Raw genomic sequence first — 24,285 nt, 5'->3', positions numbered from 1 at the left:
ATAAACGAAAGACTAGTCTATGAGCACTGATAATAAACAATCTTTATCAGCGATTACACTCGCTGCAATTGGCGTGGTATACGGCGATATTGGTACCAGCCCTCTTTATACGCTTCGTGAATGTTTATCTGGCCAGTTCGGTTTTGGCGTTGAACGTGACGCGGTTTTTGGCTTTCTGTCATTAATCTTCTGGCTATTGCTGTTAACGGTATCTCTCAAATACATCACCTTCGTGATGCGGGCGGACAACGCCGGCGAAGGGGGGATACTGACGCTGATGTCTCTGGCGGGGCGTAATACGTCCGCGCGCATGACTTCTGTACTGGTGATTCTCGGGCTGATTGGCGGCAGCTTCTTCTATGGTGAAGTGGTCATCACGCCGGCGATTTCGGTGATGTCGGCGATAGAAGGTCTGGAAATCATCGCCCCCCAGCTTGATACCTGGGTGGTTCCCATCTCCATTATTGTTTTGACGCTGCTGTTTGCGATTCAGAAGCACGGTACCAGCATGGTCGGTAAACTGTTTGCGCCGATTATGCTCATCTGGTTCCTGCTGCTGGCAGGCCTCGGCGCGCGCAGCATTATCGCTAACCCGGAAGTGTTGCAGGCGTTGAACCCTTATTGGGCGGTCAATTTCTTCCTGCAATACAAAACCGTCTCCTTTATTGCATTGGGCGCGGTGGTGCTGTCGATTACCGGCGTGGAAGCGCTGTATGCCGATATGGGGCACTTTGGGAAGCTGCCGATTCGCCTGGCCTGGTTCTCGGTGGTGCTGCCGTCACTGGTGCTGAACTACTTTGGTCAGGGCGCGTTGCTGCTCAAGCATCCGGAAGCGATTAAGAACCCGTTCTTCCTGCTGGCGCCCGAATGGGCGTTGATTCCGATGCTGATTATCGCTGCTCTGGCGACGGTCATCGCCTCTCAGGCGGTGATCTCCGGCGTCTTCTCGCTGACGCGCCAGGCCGTGCGTCTGGGGTATCTGTCGCCGATGCGCATTATTCATACCTCAGAGATGGAATCGGGGCAGATCTATATCCCGTTCATCAACTGGCTGCTGTATATCTCCGTGGTTATTGTGATTGTCAGCTTCGAGCACTCCTCAAATCTGGCGGCGGCATACGGGATTGCGGTTACCGGGACGATGGTCCTGACGACCATTCTGTTCACCACGGTGGCGCGTAAAAACTGGCACTGGAATAAGTTCCTGGTTGCGCTGCTGTTTGTGGCGTTTATGTGCATCGACATTCCGCTGTTCTCGGCAAACCTGGATAAGATTGTCTCCGGTGGTTGGCTGCCGCTGACGCTGGCGCTGATCATGCTCACCATCATGACCACCTGGAAAAGCGAGCGTTTCCGCCTGCTGCGCCGGATGCATGAACACGGTAACTCTCTGGAAGCGATGATCGCCTCGCTGGAGAAATCGCCGCCGGTACGCGTGCCGGGCACCGCGGTCTATATGTCGCGCGCGCTGAACGTCATTCCGTTTGCCATGCTGCATAACCTCAAGCACAACAAGGTGCTGCATGAGCGCGTCATTCTGCTGACGCTGCGTACCGAAGATGCGCCGTATGTGCATAATGTGCGTCGCGTGCAGATTGAGCAGCTGTCGCCAACCTTCTGGCGCGTGGTGGCCAGCTACGGTTGGCGTGAAACCCCGAACGTGGAAGAGGTGTTCCACCGCTGCGGTCTGGAAGGTTTAAGCTGCCGGATGATGGAGACGTCGTTCTTTATGTCGCATGAGTCGCTGATCGTCGGCAAACGGCCATGGTATCTACGCCTGCGCGGCAAGCTGTATCTGCTGCTGCAGCGTAACGCGCTGCGCGCGCCGGACCAGTTCGAGATCCCGCCAAACCGCGTTATCGAGCTGGGCACCCAGGTCGAAATCTAACGCCATCAACGCCCTCCCTCATTTTGACGGAGGGCGTTTTTTTATCCCCTCTTCTCTGTTCGCGAAACGTTTCGATGGCGATCACATTTCTATAACCTGGTGATGGTTTTCTGCGCGTTCTTCAGACTACACTTATGACAGCGAAACGTTTCGCTAGTGGAGCAAGAAAACAAAATGAAGAAAGGCACGGTACTCAACTCTGAAATCTCGTCGGTTATTTCCCGTTTGGGCCATACCGATACGCTGGTGGTATGCGATGCGGGTTTACCCATCCCTCGTAGCACGGCGCGCATTGATATGGCGCTAACCCAGGGCGTTCCCACCTTCATGCAGGTGTTGGGCGTGGTGACGCAAGAGATGCAGGTCGAGGCCGCCATTCTCGCCGCGGAAATTCAACACCATAATCCGCAGCTTCACGAAACGTTGCTCAAACACCTTGAGCAGCTGCAGCAACACCAGGGAAATAGCATTGACGTTCGTTACGTCTCACATGAGCAGTTCAAACAACAAACCGCAGACAGTCAGGCGGTGATTCGCAGCGGGGAATGTTCCCCGTATGCGAATATCATTCTCTGTGCTGGCGTCACCTTCTGAGGCCATCATGGACGCACTCTTACAACTGAAAGGGATCGATAAATCGTTCCCGGGCGTGAAGGCGCTAGCTGGCGCCGCGCTGAACGTCTACGCTGGCCGCGTGATGGCGCTGGTGGGCGAAAACGGCGCGGGCAAATCCACCATGATGAAGGTGCTGACCGGGATCTACACCCGCGACGCTGGCTCTTTGTTATGGCTGGGTAAAGAGACCACCTTTAACGGCCCAAAATCCTCGCAGGAAGCCGGTATCGGCATCATCCACCAGGAGCTGAACCTGATTCCACAGCTGACGATTGCCGAGAACATTTTCCTTGGCCGTGAGTTTGTGAATCGCTTTGGCAAAATCGACTGGAAGAAGATGTATGCCGAGGCCGATATCCTGCTGGCCAAACTCAATCTGCGCTTTAAGAGCGACCGTCTGGTGGGTGACCTCTCTATCGGCGATCAGCAGATGGTGGAAATTGCCAAGGTGCTGAGCTTTGAGTCGAAGGTCATCATTATGGACGAACCGACCGATGCCCTGACCGATACTGAAACCGAATCCCTGTTCCGCGTCATCCGCGAGCTTAAATCACAGGGGCGCGGCATTGTCTATATCTCCCACCGTATGAAAGAGATCTTCGAGATCTGCGACGACGTGACCGTCTTCCGCGACGGGCAGTTTATTGCCGAACGCGAAGTCGCCAGCCTGAATGAAGATCTGCTGATTGAGATGATGGTGGGGCGCAAGCTTGAAGATCAGTACCCGCATCTGGATAAAGAACCGGGTGAGATCCGCCTGAAGGTGGACGCACTGTGCGGGCCTGGCGTGAACAGCGTCTCCTTTACCCTGCGCAAAGGTGAAATTCTTGGTGTGGCGGGGCTGATGGGCGCCGGGCGCACCGAATTAATGAAAGTGCTGTACGGTGCGCTGCCGAGAACCAGCGGCTACGTGACGCTAGACGGCCATGAAGTGGTGACGCGTTCACCGCAGGATGGTCTGGCGAACGGCATTGTCTATATTTCCGAAGACCGTAAGCGTGATGGCCTGGTGCTGGGCATGTCGGTGAAAGAGAACATGTCGCTGACGGCGCTGCGCTATTTCAGCCGTGCTGGCGGTAGTTTGAAGCATAAAGACGAACAGCAGGCGGTGAGCGATTTTATCCGTCTGTTTAACGTCAAAACGCCGTCTATGGAGCAAGCGATCGGTCTGCTCTCCGGTGGTAATCAGCAAAAAGTCGCCATTGCGCGCGGCCTGATGACTCGCCCGAAGGTACTGATCCTTGATGAGCCGACGCGCGGCGTCGACGTGGGGGCGAAGAAAGAAATTTATCAGCTGATCAACCAGTTCAAGGCCGACGGCCTGAGCATCATTCTGGTCTCCTCGGAGATGCCGGAAGTATTGGGGATGAGCGATCGCATTATTGTGATGCATGAAGGGCATCTCGGCGGTGAGTTTTCACGCGAGCAGGCCACCCAGGAAGTATTAATGGCTGCCGCTGTGGGCAAGCTTAACCGCGTGAACCAGGAGTAAAAAAGATGACAACCCAGTCTGTGGCGGGTCGCCGCTATTTCACTAAAGCATGGCTGCTGGAGCAAAAATCGCTGATAGCTCTGCTGGTGCTGATAGCGATTGTCTCGACCATGAGCCCCAACTTTTTTACCGTCAATAACCTGTTCAACATCCTGCAGCAAACCTCCGTGAATGCGATCATGGCGGTTGGGATGACGCTGGTCATTTTAACGTCGGGGATCGACCTGTCCGTCGGTTCCCTGCTGGCGTTGACCGGCGCGGTCGCCGCCTCGATTGTGGGCATCGAAGTTAATGCGCTGGTGGCGGTTGCTGCCGCACTCGCATTAGGTGCCGCAATTGGGGCCGTTACCGGCGTGATTGTTGCTAAAGGGCGGGTGCAGGCATTTATCGCTACGCTGGTGATGATGCTGCTGCTGCGCGGTGTGACCATGGTCTACACCAACGGTAGTCCGGTCAATACCGGCTTTACCGACAACGCCGACGTGTTTGGCTGGTTCGGTATTGGCCGCCCGCTGGGTATCCCAACGCCGGTGTGGATCATGGCGATTGTCTTCCTCGCGGCGTGGTACATGCTGCACCACACGCGTCTGGGTCGTTATATCTATGCGCTGGGCGGTAATGAAGCGGCAACGCGTCTTTCCGGTATTAGCGTCAATAAAGTCAAAATTATCGTCTACTCTTTGTGCGGGTTACTGTCGGCGCTGGCGGGTATTATTGAAGTGGCGCGCCTCTCCTCGGCACAACCGACTGCGGGTACCGGCTATGAGCTGGATGCTATCGCGGCGGTAGTACTGGGCGGTACCAGTCTGGCAGGCGGTAAGGGTCGTATCGTCGGCACGCTTATCGGTGCGCTGATTCTTGGGTTCTTGAACAACGGTTTGAACTTGTTAGGCGTTTCTTCTTATTACCAGATGATCGTTAAAGCAGTCGTCATTTTGCTGGCGGTGCTGGTGGACAACAAAAAGCAGTAACAAACGACACTACAGGACATCTTAGATATGAACATGAAAAAACTGGCTACCCTGGTTTCCGCGGTTGCGCTGAGCGCCACCGTCAGTGCGAACGCGATGGCGAAAGATACCATTGCACTGGTTATCTCTACCCTGAATAACCCGTTCTTTGTCTCCCTGAAGGACGGCGCGCAGAAAGAAGCGGACAAACTGGGCTATAACCTGGTGGTTCTGGACTCACAGAACAACCCGGCGAAAGAGCTGGCTAACGTTCAGGATTTAACGGTTCGTGGCACCAAAATTCTGCTGATCAACCCGACGGACTCCGACGCGGTGGGTAACGCCATCAAGATGGCAAACCAGGCTAAAATCCCGGTGATTACCCTCGACCGCGTGGCCTCTAAAGGTGAGGTTGTGAGCCATATCGCGTCTGATAACGTGCTGGGCGGTAAAATCGCCGGTGACTATATTGCGAAGAAAGCCGGTGAAGGCGCTAAAGTCATCGAACTGCAGGGTATCGCCGGGACTTCTGCCGCGCGCGAGCGTGGTGAAGGCTTCCAGCAGGCTGTCGCGGCACATAAATTCAACGTGCTGGCAAGCCAGCCTGCCGACTTCGACCGTACTAAAGGTCTGAACGTGATGCAGAACCTGCTGACCGCGCATCCGGACGTGAAGGCTGTCTTCGCTCAGAACGACGAAATGGCGCTGGGCGCGCTGCGTGCGCTGCAAACCGCCGGTAAATCCGACGTCATGGTCGTAGGCTTCGACGGTACGCCGGATGGCGAAAAAGCGGTGAATGACGGCAAACTGGCGGCGACTATCGCCCAGTTGCCGGATCAGATCGGTGCAAAAGGCGTGGAAACCGCCGACAAAGTGCTGAAAGGCGAAAAGGTACAGGCAAAATATCCTGTTGACCTGAAGCTGGTAATTAAGCAGTAATAACGCGAATGCGATTCAGGCTCTCACAGCCTGAGGGACTACATCTATAAAAGAAAAGCAGGGCAAGCGCCACCGGGATACCGGTGGCGCATCTTACCGGACACTCTGAAAATGAAAACCGCAGGCAAACTCGTCGTCCTTGGCAGCATCAATGCCGATCACATTCTCAATCTTGAATCTTTCCCGACGCCAGGCGAAACCGTCACCGGTAGCCATTATCAGGTCGCATTTGGCGGCAAAGGCGCGAACCAGGCGGTTGCTGCCGGGCGCAGCGGCGCGGATATCGCGTTTATTGCCTGCACCGGCGATGACGATATCGGTGAGCGTATCCGTAAACAGTTGCAGGTTGACCGCATTGATATCGCGCCCGTGAGCGCTGTAGCCGGTGAGTCGACCGGCGTAGCGCTGATCTTCGTGAACGGCGAAGGCGAGAATGTGATTGGCATTCACGCGGGCGCTAACGCCGCACTATCTACTGGGCTGGTCGAGGCACAGCGTGAACGCATTGCCGAGGCAGATGCGCTGCTGATGCAGCTTGAATCCCCGCTGGATAGCGTATTGCTGGCGGCTCAGATTGCCCATCAGAATCAAACCACCGTGGTATTGAACCCGGCCCCCGCTCGCGAGCTGCCGGATATACTGCTGTCGCTGGTGGATATCATTACCCCAAATGAGACCGAAGCTGAGAAGCTGACCGGTGTTCGGGTGGAAAACGATGACGACGCCGCGAAAGCTGCACAGGTACTGCACGCGAAAGGCATCGACACGGTGATTATTACTCTTGGCAGTCGCGGCGTATGGGCCAGCGTTAAGGGCGAAGGGCGTCGCGTACCGGGTTTTAAAGTGCAGGCTATCGACACCATCGCCGCGGGCGATACCTTTAACGGCGCGCTGATGACTGCGTTGCTGGAGAATACGCCGTTGGCCGACGCGCTGCGCTTTGCGCACGCCGCCGCCGCTATTGCCGTGACACGCAAAGGCGCGCAGCCCTCTGTGCCCTGGCGTGAAGAGATCGACGAATTTTTACGTCAGCAGGGGTAATGCTTGGCCACGATGAAGGATGTTGCTCGCCTGGCGGGCGTTTCCACCTCCACGGTATCTCATGTCATCAACAAAGACCGGTTTGTCAGCGATGCAATAACCGAGAAGGTTGATGCGGCCATCAAAGCGCTGAACTACGCCCCGTCAGCGCTGGCGCGTAGTCTCAAGCTGAATCAGACTCACACCATCGGTATGCTGATTACCGCCAGTACCAACCCCTTTTATTCAGAGCTGGTGCGCGGCGTGGAGCGCAGCTGTTTCGAGCGTGGTTACAGTCTGGTGCTATGCAATACCGAAGGCGACGAACAGCGGATGAACCGCAACCTGGAAACGCTGATGCAGAAGCGTGTCGACGGGCTGCTGCTGCTGTGCACCGAAACGCACCAGCCGTCGCTGGAAATTATGCAGCGCTATCCGTCTATTCCCTCCGTGATGATGGACTGGGCGCCATTCGACGGCGACAGCGACCTGATTCAGGATAACTCGCTGTTGGGCGGCGATATGGCGACTCGCTATTTGATCGAGCGTGGCTATACGCGCATTGCCTGTATTTCCGGTCCGCTGGATAAAACCCCGGCGCGGCTGCGTCTCGAGGGCTATCGGGAAGCCATGCATAATGCGCAGTTGCCGATCCCGGACGGCTATGAAATTACCAGCAACTTTGAGTTTGGCGGCGGATTAGATGCCATGCAGAAATTGCTGGCGCATCCTGAACGTCCGGATGCCGTTTTCGTTGGTAACGATGCGATGGCGGTAGGGGTTTATCAGGCGTTGTATCAGGCCGGGCTACGTATTCCGCAGGATATGGCGGTGATTGGCTATGATGATATCGAACTGGCTCGCTATATGACGCCGCCGCTCACGACCATTCACCAACCAAAAGATGAACTGGGCGAGCTGGCGATTGATGTGTTGATTCACCGTATTGCGCAGCCCGGGCAAAAACAGCAGCGAATGCAGCTGACGCCCGAGCTGGTGGTGCGAGGGTCCGTCTAAGGTTAGTGCTTTTCTTTTATCAGATTGCGGCCATCTTTCGGCCGCAGCAGCATAAACATCAGCGCTGACACCGCCGTTATCACCCCCATGGTGATAAAGGTGTAGTGGAACTGCTCAATCGTCGAGCCGACAATACTTTGATATGAGCGCAGCACCGCGGCGCTGATCGCCACCCCCAGGCTAATCGACAATTGCTGTGTGACGGCTAGTAGGCTGTTGCCGCCGCTGGCGTTATCGTCGGAGAGATCGGCAAGCGTAATGGTGTTCATCGAAGTGAACTGCGTCGACATGGCCATCCCCAACACGAACAGCGGCAGAATCAGCATCCACACCGGCATTGACGGCGATTGTAATGAGAACTGCGCGATCATTAAGCCGATAAACAGCGTGACGCCGACCAGCGTTTTCCGATAGCCCAACCGGCGTAGCACTTGGGTGACGGTTGATTTTGCCACGATAGAGCCGATTGCCGTGGGCGCCATCATGATGCCCGCAATCAGCGCCGGATAGCCAAAGCCAACCTGCAGCATTAGCGGCATCAGGAACGGCACGCAGCCGGTGCCCAGGCGTGTCGCCAGGTTACCGGCAATACCGACTGAGAATGTCCGCGTTCTGAATAAGCCCAGAGAGATCAGCGGTGTTGGATGCTTGCGCGCGTGGCGGATATAGGCCAGCAGCAAAATAATACTGAACAGCACCACCATCAGAGCGACCCAACCTGACACAATCTGCTCGCCGAGCAGCTCCATGCCGATGGAGAACAGCACCAGGCTTAACCCAAACAGCAGGAATCCTGAGAGATCGAAGCGTCGCCGCGGCGTCGTGAAGTTCGGCATGTATTTTCGTGCGTACAGCATGCCAATAACGCCGATCGGTATGTTGATGAGGAAAATCCAGTGCCAGGTAGCCCAGGTGACAAAAACGCCACCCAGCACCGGGCCCAGAATAGGTCCTATCAGCCCCGGCATAGTGACAAAATTAAGCACCGGTAGCAGTTCGCTACGCGGGTAGGCGCGCAGCAGTGCCAGACGGGCGACGGGCATCATCATGGCGCCGCCAATCCCCTGAATAATACGGAAGATCACCAGTTCGCCGAGCGAAGTCGAAAGCGCGCACGCCAATGACCCAAGGGTAAACAGGCTGACCGCCAGCATAAAGATGCGTCGGGTACCGAAGCGGTCAGCAAGCCAGCCGCTTACCGGGATCAGCATAGCCACCGTAAGGGTGTAGCTGATAATGGCTGATTGCATCGCCAGCGGCGACCGGTTGAGGCTGTGCGCGATAGCGGGCAGCGCTGTATTCAGAATGGTGGCGTCTAGCGCCTGCATAAAGAAGGCCATCGCGGCTATCCACGGTAGCCCGGCCATACTCCGCGCTTTCTTCTCAGTCATTCGCTGTCCTTTATACTGCGGCCAGAATATGTGGCGCGTTTAATAAAGCCTGGCAGGCCTGGTATGCCCGTGGGCCATCGCCTTCTTGTATCGCATCAACAATCGCCTGGTGGCTCGCCAGTTCAATCACCTCATCTTCGGTAATCGAGGTGAAATAGATGTGGTACACCGAGTGGAACAGTTTGGCGAATGATGTCAGAAACGGGTTAGCACTCATTTCATAGATGTGTTCATGCCAGGAGGTGTCGATATCGATCCAACGCTCGCGGTCGAATGTTTTCTCCAGCGTCGCCATCTCTTCCATTAAGGTATTGAGCTGGGCTTTCTGCTCGGCGGTACCGAGCGTGGCGGCCAGCATGCAGGCCTGCGGTTCCAGACTGCGACGCAATACCAGGAAGTGTTTCATGACGGCCTGGAAGTTATCTGTCGTTAGCCACCAGGAGATCAGCTCGGTATCGAGGAAGTTCCAGTGGGCCTGAGGCATCACACGGGTACCAATACGCGGGCGAGGAAGCAGCATCCCTTTCGCTGACAGCGTTTTTACCGCTTCGCGAACGGCGGTTCGGCTCACACCGAAAATTTCACCCAGCTCCATTTCGCCGGGGAGGATGCTTTCCGGGGGATACTCACCGGTTAATATCTTCTGGGCTATTTTCTCAGCCAGGACCCAGGAGATGTTCTTTTGAGCGGCTAGTTGCTGTGCGCTTAGAGACATAAATGCCATTCCTATTATTTATCTTTCTTTAGTATGCCATTTGACGTGCTGAATCGGTGTTAAAAACAGCAGTTTGGGCATTTTACGGCGTATTCATAAGCAATTTGATGAAAAAAATAGCGAGCGATAAAATAATTCAAATTTCCCCTTGTCAGGCAGAATAAACTCCCTATAATGCGCTCCCACTGACACGGAACAACGGCAAACAAGCCGCCGGGTCAGCGAGGTTCTCCTGAGAACTTCGGCAGAGAAAAGCGAAATTAAACGCTTGACTCTGAAAGAGGAAAGCGTAATATACGCCACCTCGCGACAGAGCGCTAAAGCGCGTCGCAACTGCTCTTTAACAATTTATCAGACAATCTGTGTGGGCACTCGAAGATACGGATTCTTAACGTCGCAAGACGAAAAATGAATACCAAGTCTCTGAGTGAACACGTAATTCATTACGAAGTTTAATTCACGAGCATCAAACTTAAATTGAAGAGTTTGATCATGGCTCAGATTGAACGCTGGCGGCAGGCCTAACACATGCAAGTCGAACGGTAGCACAGAGAGCTTGCTCTTGGGTGACGAGTGGCGGACGGGTGAGTAATGTCTGGGAAACTGCCCGATGGAGGGGGATAACTACTGGAAACGGTAGCTAATACCGCATAACGTCGCAAGACCAAAGTGGGGGACCTTCGGGCCTCACACCATCGGATGTGCCCAGATGGGATTAGCTAGTAGGTGGGGTAACGGCTCACCTAGGCGACGATCCCTAGCTGGTCTGAGAGGATGACCAGCCACACTGGAACTGAGACACGGTCCAGACTCCTACGGGAGGCAGCAGTGGGGAATATTGCACAATGGGCGCAAGCCTGATGCAGCCATGCCGCGTGTATGAAGAAGGCCTTCGGGTTGTAAAGTACTTTCAGCGAGGAGGAAGGCGTTGTGGTTAATAACCGCAGCGATTGACGTTACTCGCAGAAGAAGCACCGGCTAACTCCGTGCCAGCAGCCGCGGTAATACGGAGGGTGCAAGCGTTAATCGGAATTACTGGGCGTAAAGCGCACGCAGGCGGTTTGTTAAGTCAGATGTGAAATCCCCGGGCTCAACCTGGGAACTGCATTTGAAACTGGCAAGCTTGAGTCTCGTAGAGGGGGGTAGAATTCCAGGTGTAGCGGTGAAATGCGTAGAGATCTGGAGGAATACCGGTGGCGAAGGCGGCCCCCTGGACGAAGACTGACGCTCAGGTGCGAAAGCGTGGGGAGCAAACAGGATTAGATACCCTGGTAGTCCACGCCGTAAACGATGTCTATTTGGAGGTTGTGCCCTTGAGGCGTGGCTTCCGGAGCTAACGCGTTAAATAGACCGCCTGGGGAGTACGGCCGCAAGGTTAAAACTCAAATGAATTGACGGGGGCCCGCACAAGCGGTGGAGCATGTGGTTTAATTCGATGCAACGCGAAGAACCTTACCTACTCTTGACATCCAGAGAACTTAGCAGAGATGCTTTGGTGCCTTCGGGAACTCTGAGACAGGTGCTGCATGGCTGTCGTCAGCTCGTGTTGTGAAATGTTGGGTTAAGTCCCGCAACGAGCGCAACCCTTATCCTTTGTTGCCAGCGGTTCGGCCGGGAACTCAAAGGAGACTGCCAGTGATAAACTGGAGGAAGGTGGGGATGACGTCAAGTCATCATGGCCCTTACGAGTAGGGCTACACACGTGCTACAATGGCATATACAAAGAGAAGCGACCTCGCGAGAGCAAGCGGACCTCATAAAGTATGTCGTAGTCCGGATTGGAGTCTGCAACTCGACTCCATGAAGTCGGAATCGCTAGTAATCGTAGATCAGAATGCTACGGTGAATACGTTCCCGGGCCTTGTACACACCGCCCGTCACACCATGGGAGTGGGTTGCAAAAGAAGTAGGTAGCTTAACCTTCGGGAGGGCGCTTACCACTTTGTGATTCATGACTGGGGTGAAGTCGTAACAAGGTAACCGTAGGGGAACCTGCGGTTGGATCACCTCCTTACCTTAAAGAAGCGTTCTTTGAAGTGCTCACACAAATTGTCTGGTAAATGATGAACTTCTGAATGTACTTTCGAGTGCATTAAGAAGTTTTGCTCTTTAAAAATCTGGATCAAGCTGAAAATTGAAACGACACACTGTGTCTGTTCTCCGTAATAAGAACAGATAAATGGTGTGTTCGAGTCTCTCAAATTTTCGCAAGTCGATGATGAATCGAAAGAAACATCTTCGGGTTGTGAGGTTAAGCGACTAAGCGTACACGGTGGATGCCCTGGCAGTCAGAGGCGATGAAGGACGTGCTAATCTGCGATAAGCGTCGGTAAGGTGATATGAACCGTTATAACCGGCGATTTCCGAATGGGGAAACCCAGTGTGATTCGTCACACTATCGTTAACTGAATACATAGGTTAACGAAGCGAACCGGGGGAACTGAAACATCTAAGTACCCCGAGGAAAAGAAATCAACCGAGATTCCCCCAGTAGCGGCGAGCGAACGGGGAGCAGCCCAGAGTCTGAATCAGCTTGTGTGTTAGTGGAACGGTCTGGAAAGTCCGACGGTACAGGGTGATAGTCCCGTACACCAAAATGCACAGGTTGTGAACTCGAAGAGTAGGGCGGGACACGTGGTATCCTGTCTGAATATGGGGGGACCATCCTCCAAGGCTAAATACTCCTGACTGACCGATAGTGAACCAGTACCGTGAGGGAAAGGCGAAAAGAACCCCGGCGAGGGGAGTGAAAAAGAACCTGAAACCGTGTACGTACAAGCAGTGGGAGCACCCTTTGGGGTGTGACTGCGTACCTTTTGTATAATGGGTCAGCGACTTATATTCTGTAGCAAGGTTAACCGTATAGGGGAGCCGAAGGGAAACCGAGTCTTAACTGGGCGTTAAGTTGCAGGGTATAGACCCGAAACCCGGTGATCTAGCCATGGGCAGGTTGAAGGTTGGGTAACACTAACTGGAGGACCGAACCGACTAATGTTGAAAAATTAGCGGATGACTTGTGGCTGGGGGTGAAAGGCCAATCAAACCGGGAGATAGCTGGTTCTCCCCGAAAGCTATTTAGGTAGCGCCTCGTGAACTCATCTTCGGGGGTAGAGCACTGTTTCGGCTAGGGGGTCATCCCGACTTACCAACCCGATGCAAACTGCGAATACCGAAGAATGTTATCACGGGAGACACACGGCGGGTGCTAACGTCCGTCGTGAAGAGGGAAACAACCCAGACCGCCAGCTAAGGTCCCAAAGTCACAGTTAAGTGGGAAACGATGTGGGAAGGCTCAGACAGCCAGGATGTTGGCTTAGAAGCAGCCATCATTTAAAGAAAGCGTAATAGCTCACTGGTCGAGTCGGCCTGCGCGGAAGATGTAACGGGGCTAAACTGTGCACCGAAGCTGCGGCAGCGACACTATGTGTTGTTGGGTAGGGGAGCGTTCTGTAAGCCTGCGAAGGTGTCTCGTGAGGGATGCTGGAGGTATCAGAAGTGCGAATGCTGACATAAGTAACGATAATGCGGGTGAAAAACCCGCACGCCGGAAGACCAAGGGTTCCTGTCCAACGTTAATCGGGGCAGGGTGAGTCGACCCCTAAGGCGAGGCCGAAAGGCGTAGTCGATGGGAAACAGGTTAATATTCCTGTACTTGGTGTTACTGCGAAGGGGGGACGGAGAAGGCTATGTTAGCCGGGCGACGGTTGTCCCGGTTTAAGCATGTAGGCGGAGCGTTTAGGTAAATCCGGACGCTTACTAACGCTGAGGTGTGATGACGAGGCACTACGGTGCTGAAGTAACAAATGCCCTGCTTCCAGGAAAAGCCTCTAAGCATCAGGTAACATCAAATCGTACCCCAAACCGACACAGGTGGTCAGGTAGAGAATACCAAGGCGCTTGAGAGAACTCGGGTGAAGGAACTAGGCAAAATGGTGCCGTAACTTCGGGAGAAGGCACGCTGATATGTAGGTGAAGTGGTTTACCCATGGAGCTGAAATCAGTCGAAGATACCAGCTGGCTGCAACTGTTTATTAAAAACACAGCACTGTGCAAACACGAAAGTGGACGTATACGGTGTGACGCCTGCCCGGTGCCGGAAGGTTAATTGATGGGGTTAGCGGCAACGCGAAGCTCTTGATCGAAGCCCCGGTAAACGGCGGCCGTAACTATAACGGTCCTAAGGTAGCGAAATTCCTTGTCGGGTAAGTTCCGACCTGCACGAATGGCGTAATGATGGCCAGGCTGTCTCCACCCGAGACTCAGTGAAATTGAACTCGCTGTGAAGATGCAGTGTACCCGCGGCAAGACGGAAAGACCCCGTGAACCTTTACTATAGCTTGACACTGAACACTGGTCCTTGATGTGTAGGATAGGTGGGAGGCTTTGAAGCGCGGACGCCAGTTCGTGTGGAGCCATCCTTGAAATACCACCCTTTAATGGCTGGTGTTCTAACGTAGACCCGTGATCCGGGTTGCGGACAGTGTCTGGTGGGTAGTTTGACTGGGGCGGTCTCCTCCTAAAGAGTAACGGAGGAGCACGAAGGTTAGCTAATCCTGGTCGGACATCAGGAGGTTAGTGCAAAGGCATAAGCTAGCTTGACTGCGAGAGTGACGGCTCGAGCAGGTGCGAAAGCAGGTCTTAGTGATCCGGTGGTTCTGAATGGAAGGGCCATCGCTCAACGGATAAAAGGTACTCCGGGGATAACAGGCTGATACCGCCCAAGAGTTCATATCGACGGCGGTGTTTGGCACCTCGATGTCGGCTCATCACATCCTGGGGCTGAAGTAGGTCCCAAGGGTATGGCTGTTCGCCATTTAAAGTGGTACGCGAGCTGGGTTTAGAACGTCGTGAGACAGTTCGGTCCCTATCTGCCGTGGGCGCTGGAGAATTGAGGGGGGCTGCTCCTAGTACGAGAGGACCGGAGTGGACGCATCACTGGTGTTCGGGTTGTCATGCCAATGGCATTGCCCGGTAGCTAAATGCGGAAAAGATAAGTGCTGAAAGCATCTAAGCACGAAACTTGCCCCGAGATGAGTTCTCCCTGACTCCTTGAGAGTCCTGAAGGAACGTTGAAGACGACGACGTTGATAGGCTGGGTGTGTAAGCGTAGCGATACGTTGAGCTAACCAGTACTAATGAACCGTGAGGCTTAACCTTACAACGCCGAAGATGTTTTGGCGAAGAGACAGATTTTCAGCCTGATACAGATAACATCAGAACGCACAAAGCGGTCTGAAAACAGAATTTGCCTGGCGGCTGTAGCGCGGTGGTCCCACCTGACCCCATGCCGAACTCAGAAGTGAAACGCCGTAGCGCCGATGGTAGTGTGGGGTCTCCCCATGCGAGAGTAGGGAACTGCCAGGCATCAAATAAGTGAAGAAGCCCATCCTGACGGATGGGCTTTTTTGCGTCTGTGCGAATGAAAATGCAGTGAAATCCCGGGCTACAGCTGCTCTGGTCGCCCGGATGAGGCGTGTTACGCCGACTCCGGGGAAGCGCATAACCTCATCCATGCCACAATAAACGCCACTATTCCGTCAGTATCGTTCAAATCCAGCACCGGAATGCTAATATCCAGCGCGATATCGCTGGCTACTGCGACCGTATGCTCATCAATAACCAACTCATTCACACTGTGCCCGGCGGCCTCGCGAAACAGCACGATCTTTGCCACGGCATCATGCTTAAAGCCTTCAACCAGCACCAGATCCAGTTTTGATGCATCCATCCGGCTCACCAGCCACGCCAGATCCAACTCATTTTCCTCCGGCGTCTCAGTCATCAATGCCCAACGTTGCTGGCTGGCGACCAGCGTCTGCGCTGCACCGGCTTTGCGCAGTTCATAGCTGTCCTTACCGGGTTTATCGACATCCATATCATGATGGGTGTGCTTTATCAGCCCGGGACGAATACCACGCTCGCAAAGCGCCGGGATCAACTTTTTCAGTAGCGTCGTTTTTCCCGTGCCGCTCCAGGCAGCAACAGCGAGTAATGGAATCATGGTTTATCCTCGTTACGCAGCAAATCTTCAGGCGTATTGATATTGCGAAATGCGCTAATCATGTCGCTAAAATCTACCGAATGACCGCCAGCCTGACGCATAAATACCATGACTCGTCTTTCACCTCTCGCGAGATAATCAGCAATGTGTGGTGCCAGGCTTCGGTGGGCCAGAGCAATAGCCGGGTGATCTCGATCGCCATCGTGAACCCAAACTACGGCGGCCTGCTGGCGTTCCGCCGCTAACCGTGCGACGAGATTGTCGGGAATAAACGGGGTATCGCATGGACAAAACAGAAACCATTCATCGTCTGTCTGCTGCATCACTGAAAGCATACCGGCCAGCGGCCCAGGAAAGTCTGATAATGTATCGGCCATGACCGGAAGCCCACTAGTCCGATAGATTTCCAGATTGCGATTCGCGCTGATAACGATGCGATTAACCTGCGGATACAGGCGATCGGCCACGTGTCGCCACAGCGGCTTACCACCAAGCCTCATTAATCCTTTATCCTGCCCACCCATTCTGGAGGCTTTACCGCCCGCCAGCACCACGCCGGTTACCTGGCTCTCTGCATTCACTGCTATCGCCTCTTTTATTGTGGGGTTTACCCTGCTAACGTGTCTCTATCAAGCGTAAGGAGCACGACCATGAAATGTAAACGTCTGAATGAAGTTATTGAACTCCTCCAGCCAGCCTGGCAGAAAGAGCCGGAGCTGAATTTAATGCAATTTTTGCAGAAACTGGCAAAAGAGTCAGGCTATGACGGTGAATTGGCCGATTTAACGGACGATATTCTGATCTACCATCTCAAAATGCGCGATTCCGCGAAAGACGCGGTTATTCCGGGCATTCAGAAAGATTATGAAGAGGACTTCAAAACCGCACTGCTGCGCGCGCGCGGCGTAATTAAAGAGTAAAAGGTTGTAAGCAGTACCGCTCAAGTCCTCGTGAAATGATATCCTGAATCATTCGTATCGTTATCGGATGTCAGGATGAACGACAAGGCTTTCACTTTCCAGACTCTCCACCCGGATACCATTATCGATGCCCTGTTTGCGCAGGGTATCCGGGTTGATTCTGGTCTCACCCCACTAAACAGCTACGAGAACCGGGTTTACCAGTTTCAGGACGAGGACCGTCGCCGCATGGTGGTGAAGTTTTATCGCCCGGAGCGCTGGTCGGCCGCGCAGATTCTTGAAGAGCACCAGTTCGCTCTGGAACTGGTCGAGGATGAGGTACCGGTTGCGGCTCCGATCATCTTTAATGACCAGACGCTACTGACCCATGACGGTTTTTACTTTGCCGTCTTCCCGAGCATGGGAGGCCGCCAGTTTGAATCAGATAACCTGGATCAAATGGAGTGGGTAGGACGCTATCTGGGGCGACTGCATCAAACCGGGCGCAAATCTCGCTTTACCGCGCGCCCATCGATTGGCGTCAAAGAGTATCTGATTGAACCTCGTGAGGTATTTGAGCACTCGGCGCTGATCCCGGCGGGTTTAAAAGCCCAATTCCTGAAGGCTACCGATGACCTGATTGACGCGGTGATGGGCCTGTGGCACGGGCGTTTTGATGCTCTACGCCTGCATGGCGATTGCCACGCCGGGAATATCCTCTGGCGCGATGGTCCGCTATTTGTCGATCTCGATGATGCGCGTAACGGCCCCGCGGTTCAGGACCTCTGGATGCTGCTTAACGGTTCCCTCGCCGAAAGACGTATGCAGCTGGAAACCATCGTAGAGGCCTATGAAGAGTTCAGCAGCTTTAATTCAGACGAATTGCCGCTGATCGAGCCTTTACGTGCAATGCGGTTGGTTTATTATCTTGCCTGGATAATCAGGCGCTGGGATGATCCCGCATTTCCGAAAAATTTTCCCTGGTTAACCGGGGAAGATTTCTGGCATCGGCAGATCGCAACTTTTGTGGAGCAGGTAAAGGTTCTTCAGGAACCACCGCTTCAGTTAACGCCCATGTATTAATTCGACACAGTCAGGAGAGAGTGAGTTATGAAAAAGGTTTGGCTTGCGCTGGCAGGTATGATTCTGGCATTCAGCGCATCTGCTGCTCAGATTACCGACGGCAAACAGTACGTTACCATCGATAAGCCGGTTGCAGGTGAGCCGCAGGTGCTGGAGTTCTTCTCCTTCTACTGCCCGCATTGCTACCAGTTTGAGGAAGTTCTGCACGTTTCTGACAACGTGAAGAAAAAGCTGCCGGAAGGCACCAAAATGACCAAATACCACGTTGAGTTCCTGGGCCCATTGGGCAAAGACCTGACGCAAGCGTGGGCGGTGGCGATGGCGCTGGGCGTTGAAGATCAGATCACCGCGCCGATGTTTGAAGCCGTACAGAAAAACCAGACAGTGCAGACCGTTGCGGATATCCGTAAAGTCTTCACCGACGCGGGCGTGAAGGGCGAAGATTATGATGCCGCCTGGAACAGCTTCGTCGTGAAATCACTGGTTGCACAGCAGGAAAAAGCCGCATCCGATCTGCAGCTGCAGGGCGTACCGGCGATGTTTGTTAACGGGAAATATCAGCTGAACCCGCAGGGTATGGACACCAGCAATATGGATGTCTTCGTTGCCCAGTATGCTGACACCGTGAAGCAGCTGGTTGAGAAGAAATAAAAATAAAAACGCCGGTCACTGACCGGCGTTTTTGTATTCTGCTTTCGTTGCGTCAATCTGCTTATCTTTCTCTTCCCATAGCGCATTCAGCCACAGCTGGAAACGACGCTTAAAGTTCTTATCGCCCACGTAGTCGCCGTGCAGCTCAGGGTCAATCGGCCGGAGATTCACACGCACCACAATTCGCGTCAGCTTGCCGCTCAGCATATCGTAGAACGGCGTCTCGTCGTTTTCCGGATAGCACAACGTCACATCCAGCAGCTTATCGAATTGAGAACCTAAAACGTTCAGCGCCATCGCGATACCTGCCGCTTTAGGCGGTAGCAGATTGTTATACGGTGATCGTGTTTGTCGACGTTTTTCCTGCGTGAAGCGTGACCCCTCAACAAAGTTCACGATGGTCGTTGGGTGCGCGCGGAATTTCTCGCAGGAACGGCGGGTAGTTTCAACATCTCTGCCGCGGCGTTCCGGGTGACGAATCAGGTAGCTGCGGGAGTAACGGCGCATAAACGGCATATCCAGAGCCCAGCAGGCCAGGCCCATAAAGGGAACCCAGGCCAGCTGCTGCTTGAGGAAATACTTGTTCATCGGGATATGCTTGCGGAAAATGACGCACAGCACCACGATATCGGCCCAGCTGTGGTGGTTGCAGATAAGCAGGTACCAGTTCTTTTTGCTGAGTGTCTCCAGCCCCTGAATATCCCACTTGAGTCGCGGATTGAGATGCAACAGCGCGGCCAGCCCTTCGCACCAGCAGTACATCATAAAGTTGCAGAATACTGAGACTGAACGCCAGATGAACGGGATAGGCAAAATGAGCTTAATAAGTCCGGCGAGAATAATCGGCACGGAACATAAAATCGTTACTAAAATGGTGAGTACGATGCTTACAGGCAGCGTTATTGCAGCGAGAAATCTCGACATAGTGTTTTTATTCAGATAGTTAGTTATTTAACGCGCACATATAAACGAGCACAAGGCACTGATTTTACCAGAAAACGCGCCAAATGATGGGTCTTACCAGATTAGAAAAATAGTCAATATGTCTATCCACACAGTGTGAATTATCACCAGATCGACTATTCTGGCTGCGATCGTGTTTTAATTGATTGAAAAATATAGATTATTTTATATTTAACCGAGGGTTACATATCCTTTGTTATAAGTAAAATAAAATTATTCACAAAGTTATCCACAATTTATTTTGCGTGCGATCGTGAAGATCGAGAAATCTTTTCGCCTTATTTGGGGGAAAAATTCATGTTTTCATGCCGTCTGTGGCATCCTTTACCCATAATCTGATAAACAGGCACGGAAATTATGGTTCAGATCCCAGAAAACCCTCTTATCCTCGTTGATGGATCCTCTTATCTCTACCGGGCATATCACGCATTCCCGCCGCTGACAAACCGCGCGGGCGAGCCGACCGGCGCTATGTATGGCGTGCTGAACATGCTGCGCAGCCTGATTCTGCAGTATCAACCCACCCATGCCGCAGTGGTTTTTGATGCGAAGGGGAAAACCTTCCGTGATGAACTGTTTGAAGACTACAAATCGCACCGTCCGCCAATGCCGGACGATCTGCGTGCGCAGATTGAGCCACTGCACGCGATGGTAAAAGCGATGGGGCTGCCGCTGCTGGCCGTTTCCGGCGTGGAAGCGGACGACGTGATTGGCACCCTGGCGCGCGAAGCGGAAAAAGCGGGGCGTCCGGTGCTGATCAGCACTGGTGATAAAGATATGGCGCAGCTGGTAACGCCGGGCATTACGCTCATCAACACCATGACCAACACAATTCTTGGTCCGGACGAAGTGGTCACGAAATATGGCGTGCCGCCAGAACTGATTATCGATTTTCTGGCGCTGATGGGCGACTCTTCAGATAACATTCCAGGCGTCCCTGGCGTGGGCGAGAAAACGGCGCAGGCATTGCTGCAGGGTCTTGGCGGCCTGGATGCGTTGTATGGCGAGCCGGAAAAAATCGCCGGGTTAACCTTCCGTGGCGCGAAAACGATGGCAGCCAAGCTGGAGCAGAATAAAGAGCTGGCCTACCTCTCCTACAAACTGGCGACCATTAAAACAGACGTTGAGCTGGAGCTCGGCTGTGAACAGCTGACCGTGGCCGCACCGGCGGCGGACGAACTGCTAACGCTGTTTAAGAAATACGAATTCAAACGTTGGATCACCGACGTTGAGTCCGGTACCTGGATGCAGGCCAAAGGCTCGAAGCCAGCGGCGAAACCAGCGGGCAAAGCGATAGTGGCTGAAGTAGAGGTAGAGGTTGAAGAAACGGCAGCCACCCTCTCGTCAGAAAACTACGTCACCATTCTCGATGAAGCCACTCTGGTGAGCTGGATCGAAAAGCTGAAGAAAGCGCCGCTGTTTGCTTTCGATACGGAAACCGACAGTCTCGATAATATCTCCGCCAACATGGTAGGCCTGTCGTTCGCCATTGAACCGGGCGTGGCCGCTTATGTGCCGGTCGCCCACGACTATCTGGACGCGCCAGATCAGATCGCCCGCGAACGTGTGCTTGAACTGCTTAAGCCGCTGCTGGAAGATGACGCGCTGCTGAAGGTGGGACAAAACCTGAAGTACGACCGCGGAATTCTGGCCAACTACGGCATTGAACTGCGCGGGATTGCCTACGACACCATGCTCGAGTCCTACACGCTGGACAGCGTTGCCGGGCGTCACGATATGGACAGCCTCTCCGACCGCTGGCTGAAGCACAAAACCATTACCTTTGAAGAAATTGCAGGCAAGGGTAAAAACCAGCTCACCTTCAACCAGATTGCGCTGGAAGAAGCCGGGCGCTACGCGGCAGAAGACGCCGACGTGACGCTACAACTGCACCTGAAAATGTGGCCAAAGCTGCAAAAAAATGAAGGTCCGCTGCGCATTTTCAACGAAATTGAAATGCCGCTGGTACCGGTGCTGTCGCGCGTTGAGCGTAATGGCGTGAAGATTGACCCTGCCGTACTGCACGCGCATTCGCAGGAGATCGCCAAGCGTCTGGTCGAGCTGGAGCAGAAAGCTTACGACATTGCCGGGGAAGAGTTTAACCTCTCCTCACCAAAACAACTGCAAACCATCCTGTTTGAAAAGCAAGGCATCAAGCCGCTGAAGAAAACGCCGGGTGGCGCGCCGTCCACTTCTGAAGAAGTACTGGAAGAACTGGCGCTGGACTACCCGCTGCCGAAGGTGATTCTTGAGTATCGCGGTCTGGCGAAACTGAAGTCAACCTACACCGACAAGCTGCCGTTGATGATCAACCCGAAAACCGGTCGCGTGCATACCTCCTATCACCAGGCGGTTACCGCCACCGGTCGCCTGTCATCAACCGACCCGAACCTGCAAAACATCCCGGTACGTAACGATGAAGGGCGTCGTATTCGCCAGGCGTTTATTGCGCCGGAAGATTACGTCATCGTCTCTGCCGACTACTCGCAGATTGAGCTGCGCATCATGGCACACCTGTCGCGTGACGCAGGCCTGTTGAAGGCGTTTGCTGAAGGGAAGGATATTCACCGCGCCACCGCGGCGGAAGTCTTCGGGCTGCCGCTGGAAAGCGTCACCGGCGAGCAGCGCCGCAGCGCCAAGGCAATCAACTTCGGCCTGATTTACGGCATGAGCGCCTTTGGCCTCGCGCGCCAGCTGAACATTCCACGTAAAGAAGCGCAGAAGTATATGGATCTCTACTTCGAGCGTTACCCTGGCGTGCTGGATTACATGGAACGCACCCGCGCGCAGGCGAAGGAACAGGGCTATGTTGAGACGCTGGATGGCCGCCGTCTGTACTTGCCGGACATCAAAGCCAGCAACGCCGCGCGTCGCGCTGGCGCTGAACGCGCGGCGATTAACGCCCCGATGCAGGGGACCGCGGCTGACATCATCAAACGGGCCATGATTGCCGTTGATGGCTGGTTAGAAACTGAGAAGCCGCGCGTGCGCATGATCATGCAGGTTCACGATGAACTGGTCTTTGAAGTGCACAAAGACGACGTCGATGCCGTGGCGAAGAAAGTACACGAACTGATGGAAAACAGCACCACGCTGGACGTGCCGTTGCTGGTGGAAGTCGGGAGTGGCGAAAATTGGGATCAAGCTCATTAAGTGTTCGATGAACAATGGGGTTTTATGTAAGTAAGCAACATAACTTATCTAATTTTGTGATGAACATTAGAATTCGTTATGTAACAAGTGAAAAAAAACTACAAAAAATGCTTTCTGTCAGCATTAAAAAAGAGTAGAGTTACTCTCGTAGGGTACAGAGGTAAGATGTTCTATCTTTCAGACCTTTTACTTCACGTAATCGGATTTGGCTGAATATTTTAGCCGCCCCAGTCAGTAATGACTGGGGCGTTTTTTATTGGGCGAAAGAAAAGTTTTGCCGCAGTCGATTGGCCGTGAAAAAGGGAGTCTGGTTGGGAAGTACCCGGGACAGGGCGCCAGGCGCCGCTATCCGGGACGTAGAGAGGGGTTACTCTGCAGCAGCCTCAGGATCTTCCTGTGGAGGAATATCGTTAAACCAGCTGTCCAGCTTCTGACGCAGCTTGTCCACACCCTGCTTTTTCAGGGAAGAAAAGGCTTCAACCTGCACGTCACCGTTAAAGGCGAGCGCCGCTTCACGCACCAGGTTCAGCTGTGCTTTACGCGCACCGCTGGCCAGCTTGTCAGCTTTGGTTAACAGTACCAAAACCGGGATTTCGCTGGCGACGGCCCACTCGATCATCTGCTGGTCGAGGTCCTTCAGCGGATGGCGAATATCCATCAGTACCACTAATCCTTTCAGGCACAGACGTTTTTCCAGGTATTCACCCAGCGCACGCTGCCACTTGATTTTCATCTCTTCCGGCACCTGTGCGTAGCCGTAGCCCGGCAAGTCAACCAGACGTTTGCCGTCAGCCACTTCAAACAGGTTAATCAGCTGCGTACGACCCGGCGTTTTTGATGTACGCGCCAGGCTTTTCTGGTTGGTCAGCGTATTCAGGGCGCTGGATTTCCCCGCGTTGGAGCGGCCGGCAAAAGCCACTTCGATTCCGGTATCGGAAGGTAAGTGGCGGATATCTGGCGCGCTGGTGACAAAGTGCGTCAGTTGATAGTTCCAGTTAGTCAAAACGGTCGTCTCCGTTAAATCAGGCATTGGGGGCGATTATACCCGATCGGCAAAAAAAGGCTGGAATTACTCCAGCATCGTCAACTGTAAGCCGATGCCCTTCCGTTTGTAAGACATTTGCCATATCCGCTATGGGAAATTGAGGAAAGAATATCGGCGAGATTATATGCAAATTATTTAAAATCATAATATTACACACGGGCAATAATCTTATTTATCCAATTTTCGCCATCTCATTGCTTGTTAGTTTAACGCAACAAGGTAAAGTAGCACCCATCGGCAAGGGCGCCAGAAGGATTTAGACTCAGGATGAGGGGTCAGGAACGCCAGGAGGCGAAGACCTACGGAATCTGTCAGGATGACCAACGTCTGGAGACGTTACGCAGGGAAAGGGAACAATAACAGGGACTGTTATAGAGCTAACGGATAGACAGGGCGCGTTGTAAGCAAACATGGAATGTAGAACCCGTTAAGGGTGTGAGTCAGGAAAAAAGGCGACAGATTA

17 protein-coding genes and 3 rRNA genes are annotated in these 24,285 nt (G+C 53.6%); 14 read left to right on the top strand and 6 right to left on the bottom strand.

What is annotated here, in order from left to right:
• Window positions 1-19 precede the first annotated feature (19 nt).
• The 7 genes from kup (at window position 20) to rbsR (ending at window position 7,921) form a co-directional block, all read left to right on the top strand.
• Complete coding sequence (gene kup / locus K7B04_RS05080; RefSeq protein ID WP_163449487.1) at window positions 20-1,888, top strand: low affinity potassium transporter Kup; 1,869 nt, start codon at window positions 20-22, stop codon at window positions 1,886-1,888.
• A gap of 174 nt (window positions 1,889-2,062) precedes the next feature.
• Complete coding sequence (gene rbsD, locus K7B04_RS05075) at window positions 2,063-2,482, top strand: D-ribose pyranase (RefSeq protein WP_163449488.1); 420 nt, start codon at window positions 2,063-2,065, stop codon at window positions 2,480-2,482.
• Between the two features lie 7 nt (window positions 2,483-2,489).
• Window positions 2,490-3,995, top strand: a complete 1,506-nt coding sequence (rbsA, locus tag K7B04_RS05070) for a ribose ABC transporter ATP-binding protein RbsA (protein ID WP_163449489.1) — start codon at window positions 2,490-2,492, stop codon at window positions 3,993-3,995.
• Window positions 3,996-4,000: 5 nt separating this feature from the next.
• On the top strand, window positions 4,001-4,966 hold the full coding sequence (rbsC, locus tag K7B04_RS05065) for a ribose ABC transporter permease (protein WP_065357329.1): 966 nt from the start codon (window positions 4,001-4,003) through the stop codon (window positions 4,964-4,966).
• A gap of 27 nt (window positions 4,967-4,993) precedes the next feature.
• Window positions 4,994-5,884 (top strand): ribose ABC transporter substrate-binding protein RbsB, encoded by an 891-nt coding sequence (rbsB, locus tag K7B04_RS05060; RefSeq protein WP_106930081.1) that lies wholly within the window; start codon window positions 4,994-4,996, stop codon window positions 5,882-5,884.
• 111 nt (window positions 5,885-5,995) lie between these two features.
• Complete coding sequence (rbsK, locus tag K7B04_RS05055; protein ID WP_223803607.1) at window positions 5,996-6,925, top strand: ribokinase; 930 nt, start codon at window positions 5,996-5,998, stop codon at window positions 6,923-6,925.
• A gap of 3 nt (window positions 6,926-6,928) precedes the next feature.
• Entirely contained in the window at window positions 6,929-7,921 is a 993-nt protein-coding gene (gene rbsR, locus K7B04_RS05050) for a ribose operon transcriptional repressor RbsR (protein WP_163449491.1), read from the top strand.
• Between the two features lie 2 nt (window positions 7,922-7,923).
• On the opposite strand, the gene mdtD is transcribed toward rbsR, so the two are convergent.
• A complete protein-coding gene (gene mdtD / locus K7B04_RS05045; RefSeq protein ID WP_064540545.1) occupies window positions 7,924-9,312 on the bottom strand; it encodes a multidrug transporter subunit MdtD in 1,389 nt (462 codons plus the stop codon).
• Between the two features lie 10 nt (window positions 9,313-9,322).
• Window positions 9,323-10,027 carry a FadR/GntR family transcriptional regulator gene (locus K7B04_RS05040; protein WP_167574673.1) on the bottom strand — a complete coding sequence of 235 codons (705 nt, stop codon included), beginning with the start codon at window positions 10,025-10,027 and terminating at the stop codon, window positions 9,323-9,325.
• A gap of 474 nt (window positions 10,028-10,501) precedes the next feature.
• Here K7B04_RS05040 and K7B04_RS05035 point away from each other — a divergent pair.
• The 3 genes from K7B04_RS05035 (at window position 10,502) to rrf (ending at window position 15,391) form a co-directional block, all read left to right on the top strand.
• Window positions 10,502-12,041 (top strand): 16S ribosomal RNA (locus tag K7B04_RS05035).
• A 235-nt stretch (window positions 12,042-12,276) separates the two neighbouring features.
• Window positions 12,277-15,184: ribosomal RNA gene (locus tag K7B04_RS05030) — 23S ribosomal RNA — on the top strand.
• Window positions 15,185-15,275: 91 nt separating this feature from the next.
• Window positions 15,276-15,391, top strand: a 5S ribosomal RNA gene (gene rrf, locus K7B04_RS05025).
• Together the 16S, 23S and 5S rRNA genes form the textbook arrangement of a ribosomal RNA operon.
• A gap of 112 nt (window positions 15,392-15,503) precedes the next feature.
• On the opposite strand, the gene mobB is transcribed toward rrf, so the two are convergent.
• Window positions 15,504-16,028 (bottom strand): molybdopterin-guanine dinucleotide biosynthesis protein MobB, encoded by a 525-nt coding sequence (gene mobB / locus K7B04_RS05020; protein ID WP_223803606.1) that lies wholly within the window; start codon window positions 16,026-16,028, stop codon window positions 15,504-15,506.
• Window positions 16,025-16,609 (bottom strand): molybdenum cofactor guanylyltransferase MobA, encoded by a 585-nt coding sequence (gene mobA / locus K7B04_RS05015; RefSeq protein WP_223803605.1) that lies wholly within the window; start codon window positions 16,607-16,609, stop codon window positions 16,025-16,027. The genes mobB and mobA overlap by 4 nt, the downstream gene beginning before the upstream one ends.
• Before the next feature lie 69 nt (window positions 16,610-16,678).
• Between mobA and K7B04_RS05010 the strand changes: the two genes are divergently transcribed.
• The 3 genes from K7B04_RS05010 (at window position 16,679) to dsbA (ending at window position 18,661) form a co-directional block, all read left to right on the top strand.
• Window positions 16,679-16,948, top strand: a complete 270-nt coding sequence (locus tag K7B04_RS05010; protein WP_052284157.1) for a YihD family protein — start codon at window positions 16,679-16,681, stop codon at window positions 16,946-16,948.
• 75 nt (window positions 16,949-17,023) lie between these two features.
• On the top strand, window positions 17,024-18,010 hold the full coding sequence (locus K7B04_RS05005; protein ID WP_163448717.1) for a serine/threonine protein kinase: 987 nt from the start codon (window positions 17,024-17,026) through the stop codon (window positions 18,008-18,010).
• 27 nt (window positions 18,011-18,037) lie between these two features.
• Window positions 18,038-18,661, top strand: coding sequence for a thiol:disulfide interchange protein DsbA (gene dsbA / locus K7B04_RS05000; RefSeq protein WP_163448716.1), 624 nt, complete (start codon window positions 18,038-18,040; stop codon window positions 18,659-18,661).
• Window positions 18,662-18,676: 15 nt separating this feature from the next.
• Here dsbA and K7B04_RS04995 read toward each other — a convergent pair whose 3' ends face one another.
• Complete coding sequence (locus K7B04_RS04995; RefSeq protein WP_223803604.1) at window positions 18,677-19,585, bottom strand: acyltransferase; 909 nt, start codon at window positions 19,583-19,585, stop codon at window positions 18,677-18,679.
• A gap of 396 nt (window positions 19,586-19,981) precedes the next feature.
• On the opposite strand from K7B04_RS04995, the gene polA reads away from it, so the two are divergent.
• Window positions 19,982-22,777, top strand: a complete 2,796-nt coding sequence (gene polA / locus K7B04_RS04990; RefSeq protein ID WP_223803603.1) for a DNA polymerase I — start codon at window positions 19,982-19,984, stop codon at window positions 22,775-22,777.
• A 367-nt stretch (window positions 22,778-23,144) separates the two neighbouring features.
• On the opposite strand, the gene yihA is transcribed toward polA, so the two are convergent.
• A complete protein-coding gene (yihA, locus tag K7B04_RS04985) occupies window positions 23,145-23,780 on the bottom strand; it encodes a ribosome biogenesis GTP-binding protein YihA/YsxC (RefSeq protein WP_223803602.1) in 636 nt (211 codons plus the stop codon).
• Window positions 23,781-24,285 lie beyond the last annotated feature (505 nt).

The organism is Kluyvera sp. CRP, from assembly GCF_019930565.1.
Classification (GTDB): Bacteria; Pseudomonadota; Gammaproteobacteria; order Enterobacterales; family Enterobacteriaceae; genus Kluyvera; species Kluyvera georgiana_A.
This window is presented reverse-complemented; position numbering and strand designations above follow the sequence as displayed.

Excerpts from the sequence above, each read along its gene's own strand:
- rbsA (WP_163449489.1), top strand. The coding sequence starts at position 2,490 with ATGGACGCACTCTTACAACTGAAAGGGATCGATAAATCGTTCCCGGGC.
- rbsB (WP_106930081.1), top strand. The coding sequence starts at position 4,994 with ATGAACATGAAAAAACTGGCTACCCTGGTTTCCGCGGTTGCGCTGAGC.
- rbsK (WP_223803607.1), top strand. The coding sequence starts at position 5,996 with ATGAAAACCGCAGGCAAACTCGTCGTCCTTGGCAGCATCAATGCCGAT.
- K7B04_RS05005 (WP_163448717.1), top strand. The coding sequence starts at position 17,024 with ATGAACGACAAGGCTTTCACTTTCCAGACTCTCCACCCGGATACCATT.
- mdtD (WP_064540545.1), bottom strand. The coding sequence starts at position 9,312 with ATGACTGAGAAGAAAGCGCGGAGTATGGCCGGGCTACCGTGGATAGCC.
- kup (WP_163449487.1), top strand. The coding sequence starts at position 20 with ATGAGCACTGATAATAAACAATCTTTATCAGCGATTACACTCGCTGCA.
- mobB (WP_223803606.1), bottom strand. The coding sequence starts at position 16,028 with ATGATTCCATTACTCGCTGTTGCTGCCTGGAGCGGCACGGGAAAAACG.
- K7B04_RS05010 (WP_052284157.1), top strand. The coding sequence starts at position 16,679 with ATGAAATGTAAACGTCTGAATGAAGTTATTGAACTCCTCCAGCCAGCC.
- polA (WP_223803603.1), top strand. The coding sequence starts at position 19,982 with ATGGTTCAGATCCCAGAAAACCCTCTTATCCTCGTTGATGGATCCTCT.
- rbsC (WP_065357329.1), top strand. The coding sequence starts at position 4,001 with ATGACAACCCAGTCTGTGGCGGGTCGCCGCTATTTCACTAAAGCATGG.
- rbsD (WP_163449488.1), top strand. The coding sequence starts at position 2,063 with ATGAAGAAAGGCACGGTACTCAACTCTGAAATCTCGTCGGTTATTTCC.
- K7B04_RS04995 (WP_223803604.1), bottom strand. The coding sequence starts at position 19,585 with ATGTCGAGATTTCTCGCTGCAATAACGCTGCCTGTAAGCATCGTACTC.
- dsbA (WP_163448716.1), top strand. The coding sequence starts at position 18,038 with ATGAAAAAGGTTTGGCTTGCGCTGGCAGGTATGATTCTGGCATTCAGC.
- K7B04_RS05040 (WP_167574673.1), bottom strand. The coding sequence starts at position 10,027 with ATGTCTCTAAGCGCACAGCAACTAGCCGCTCAAAAGAACATCTCCTGG.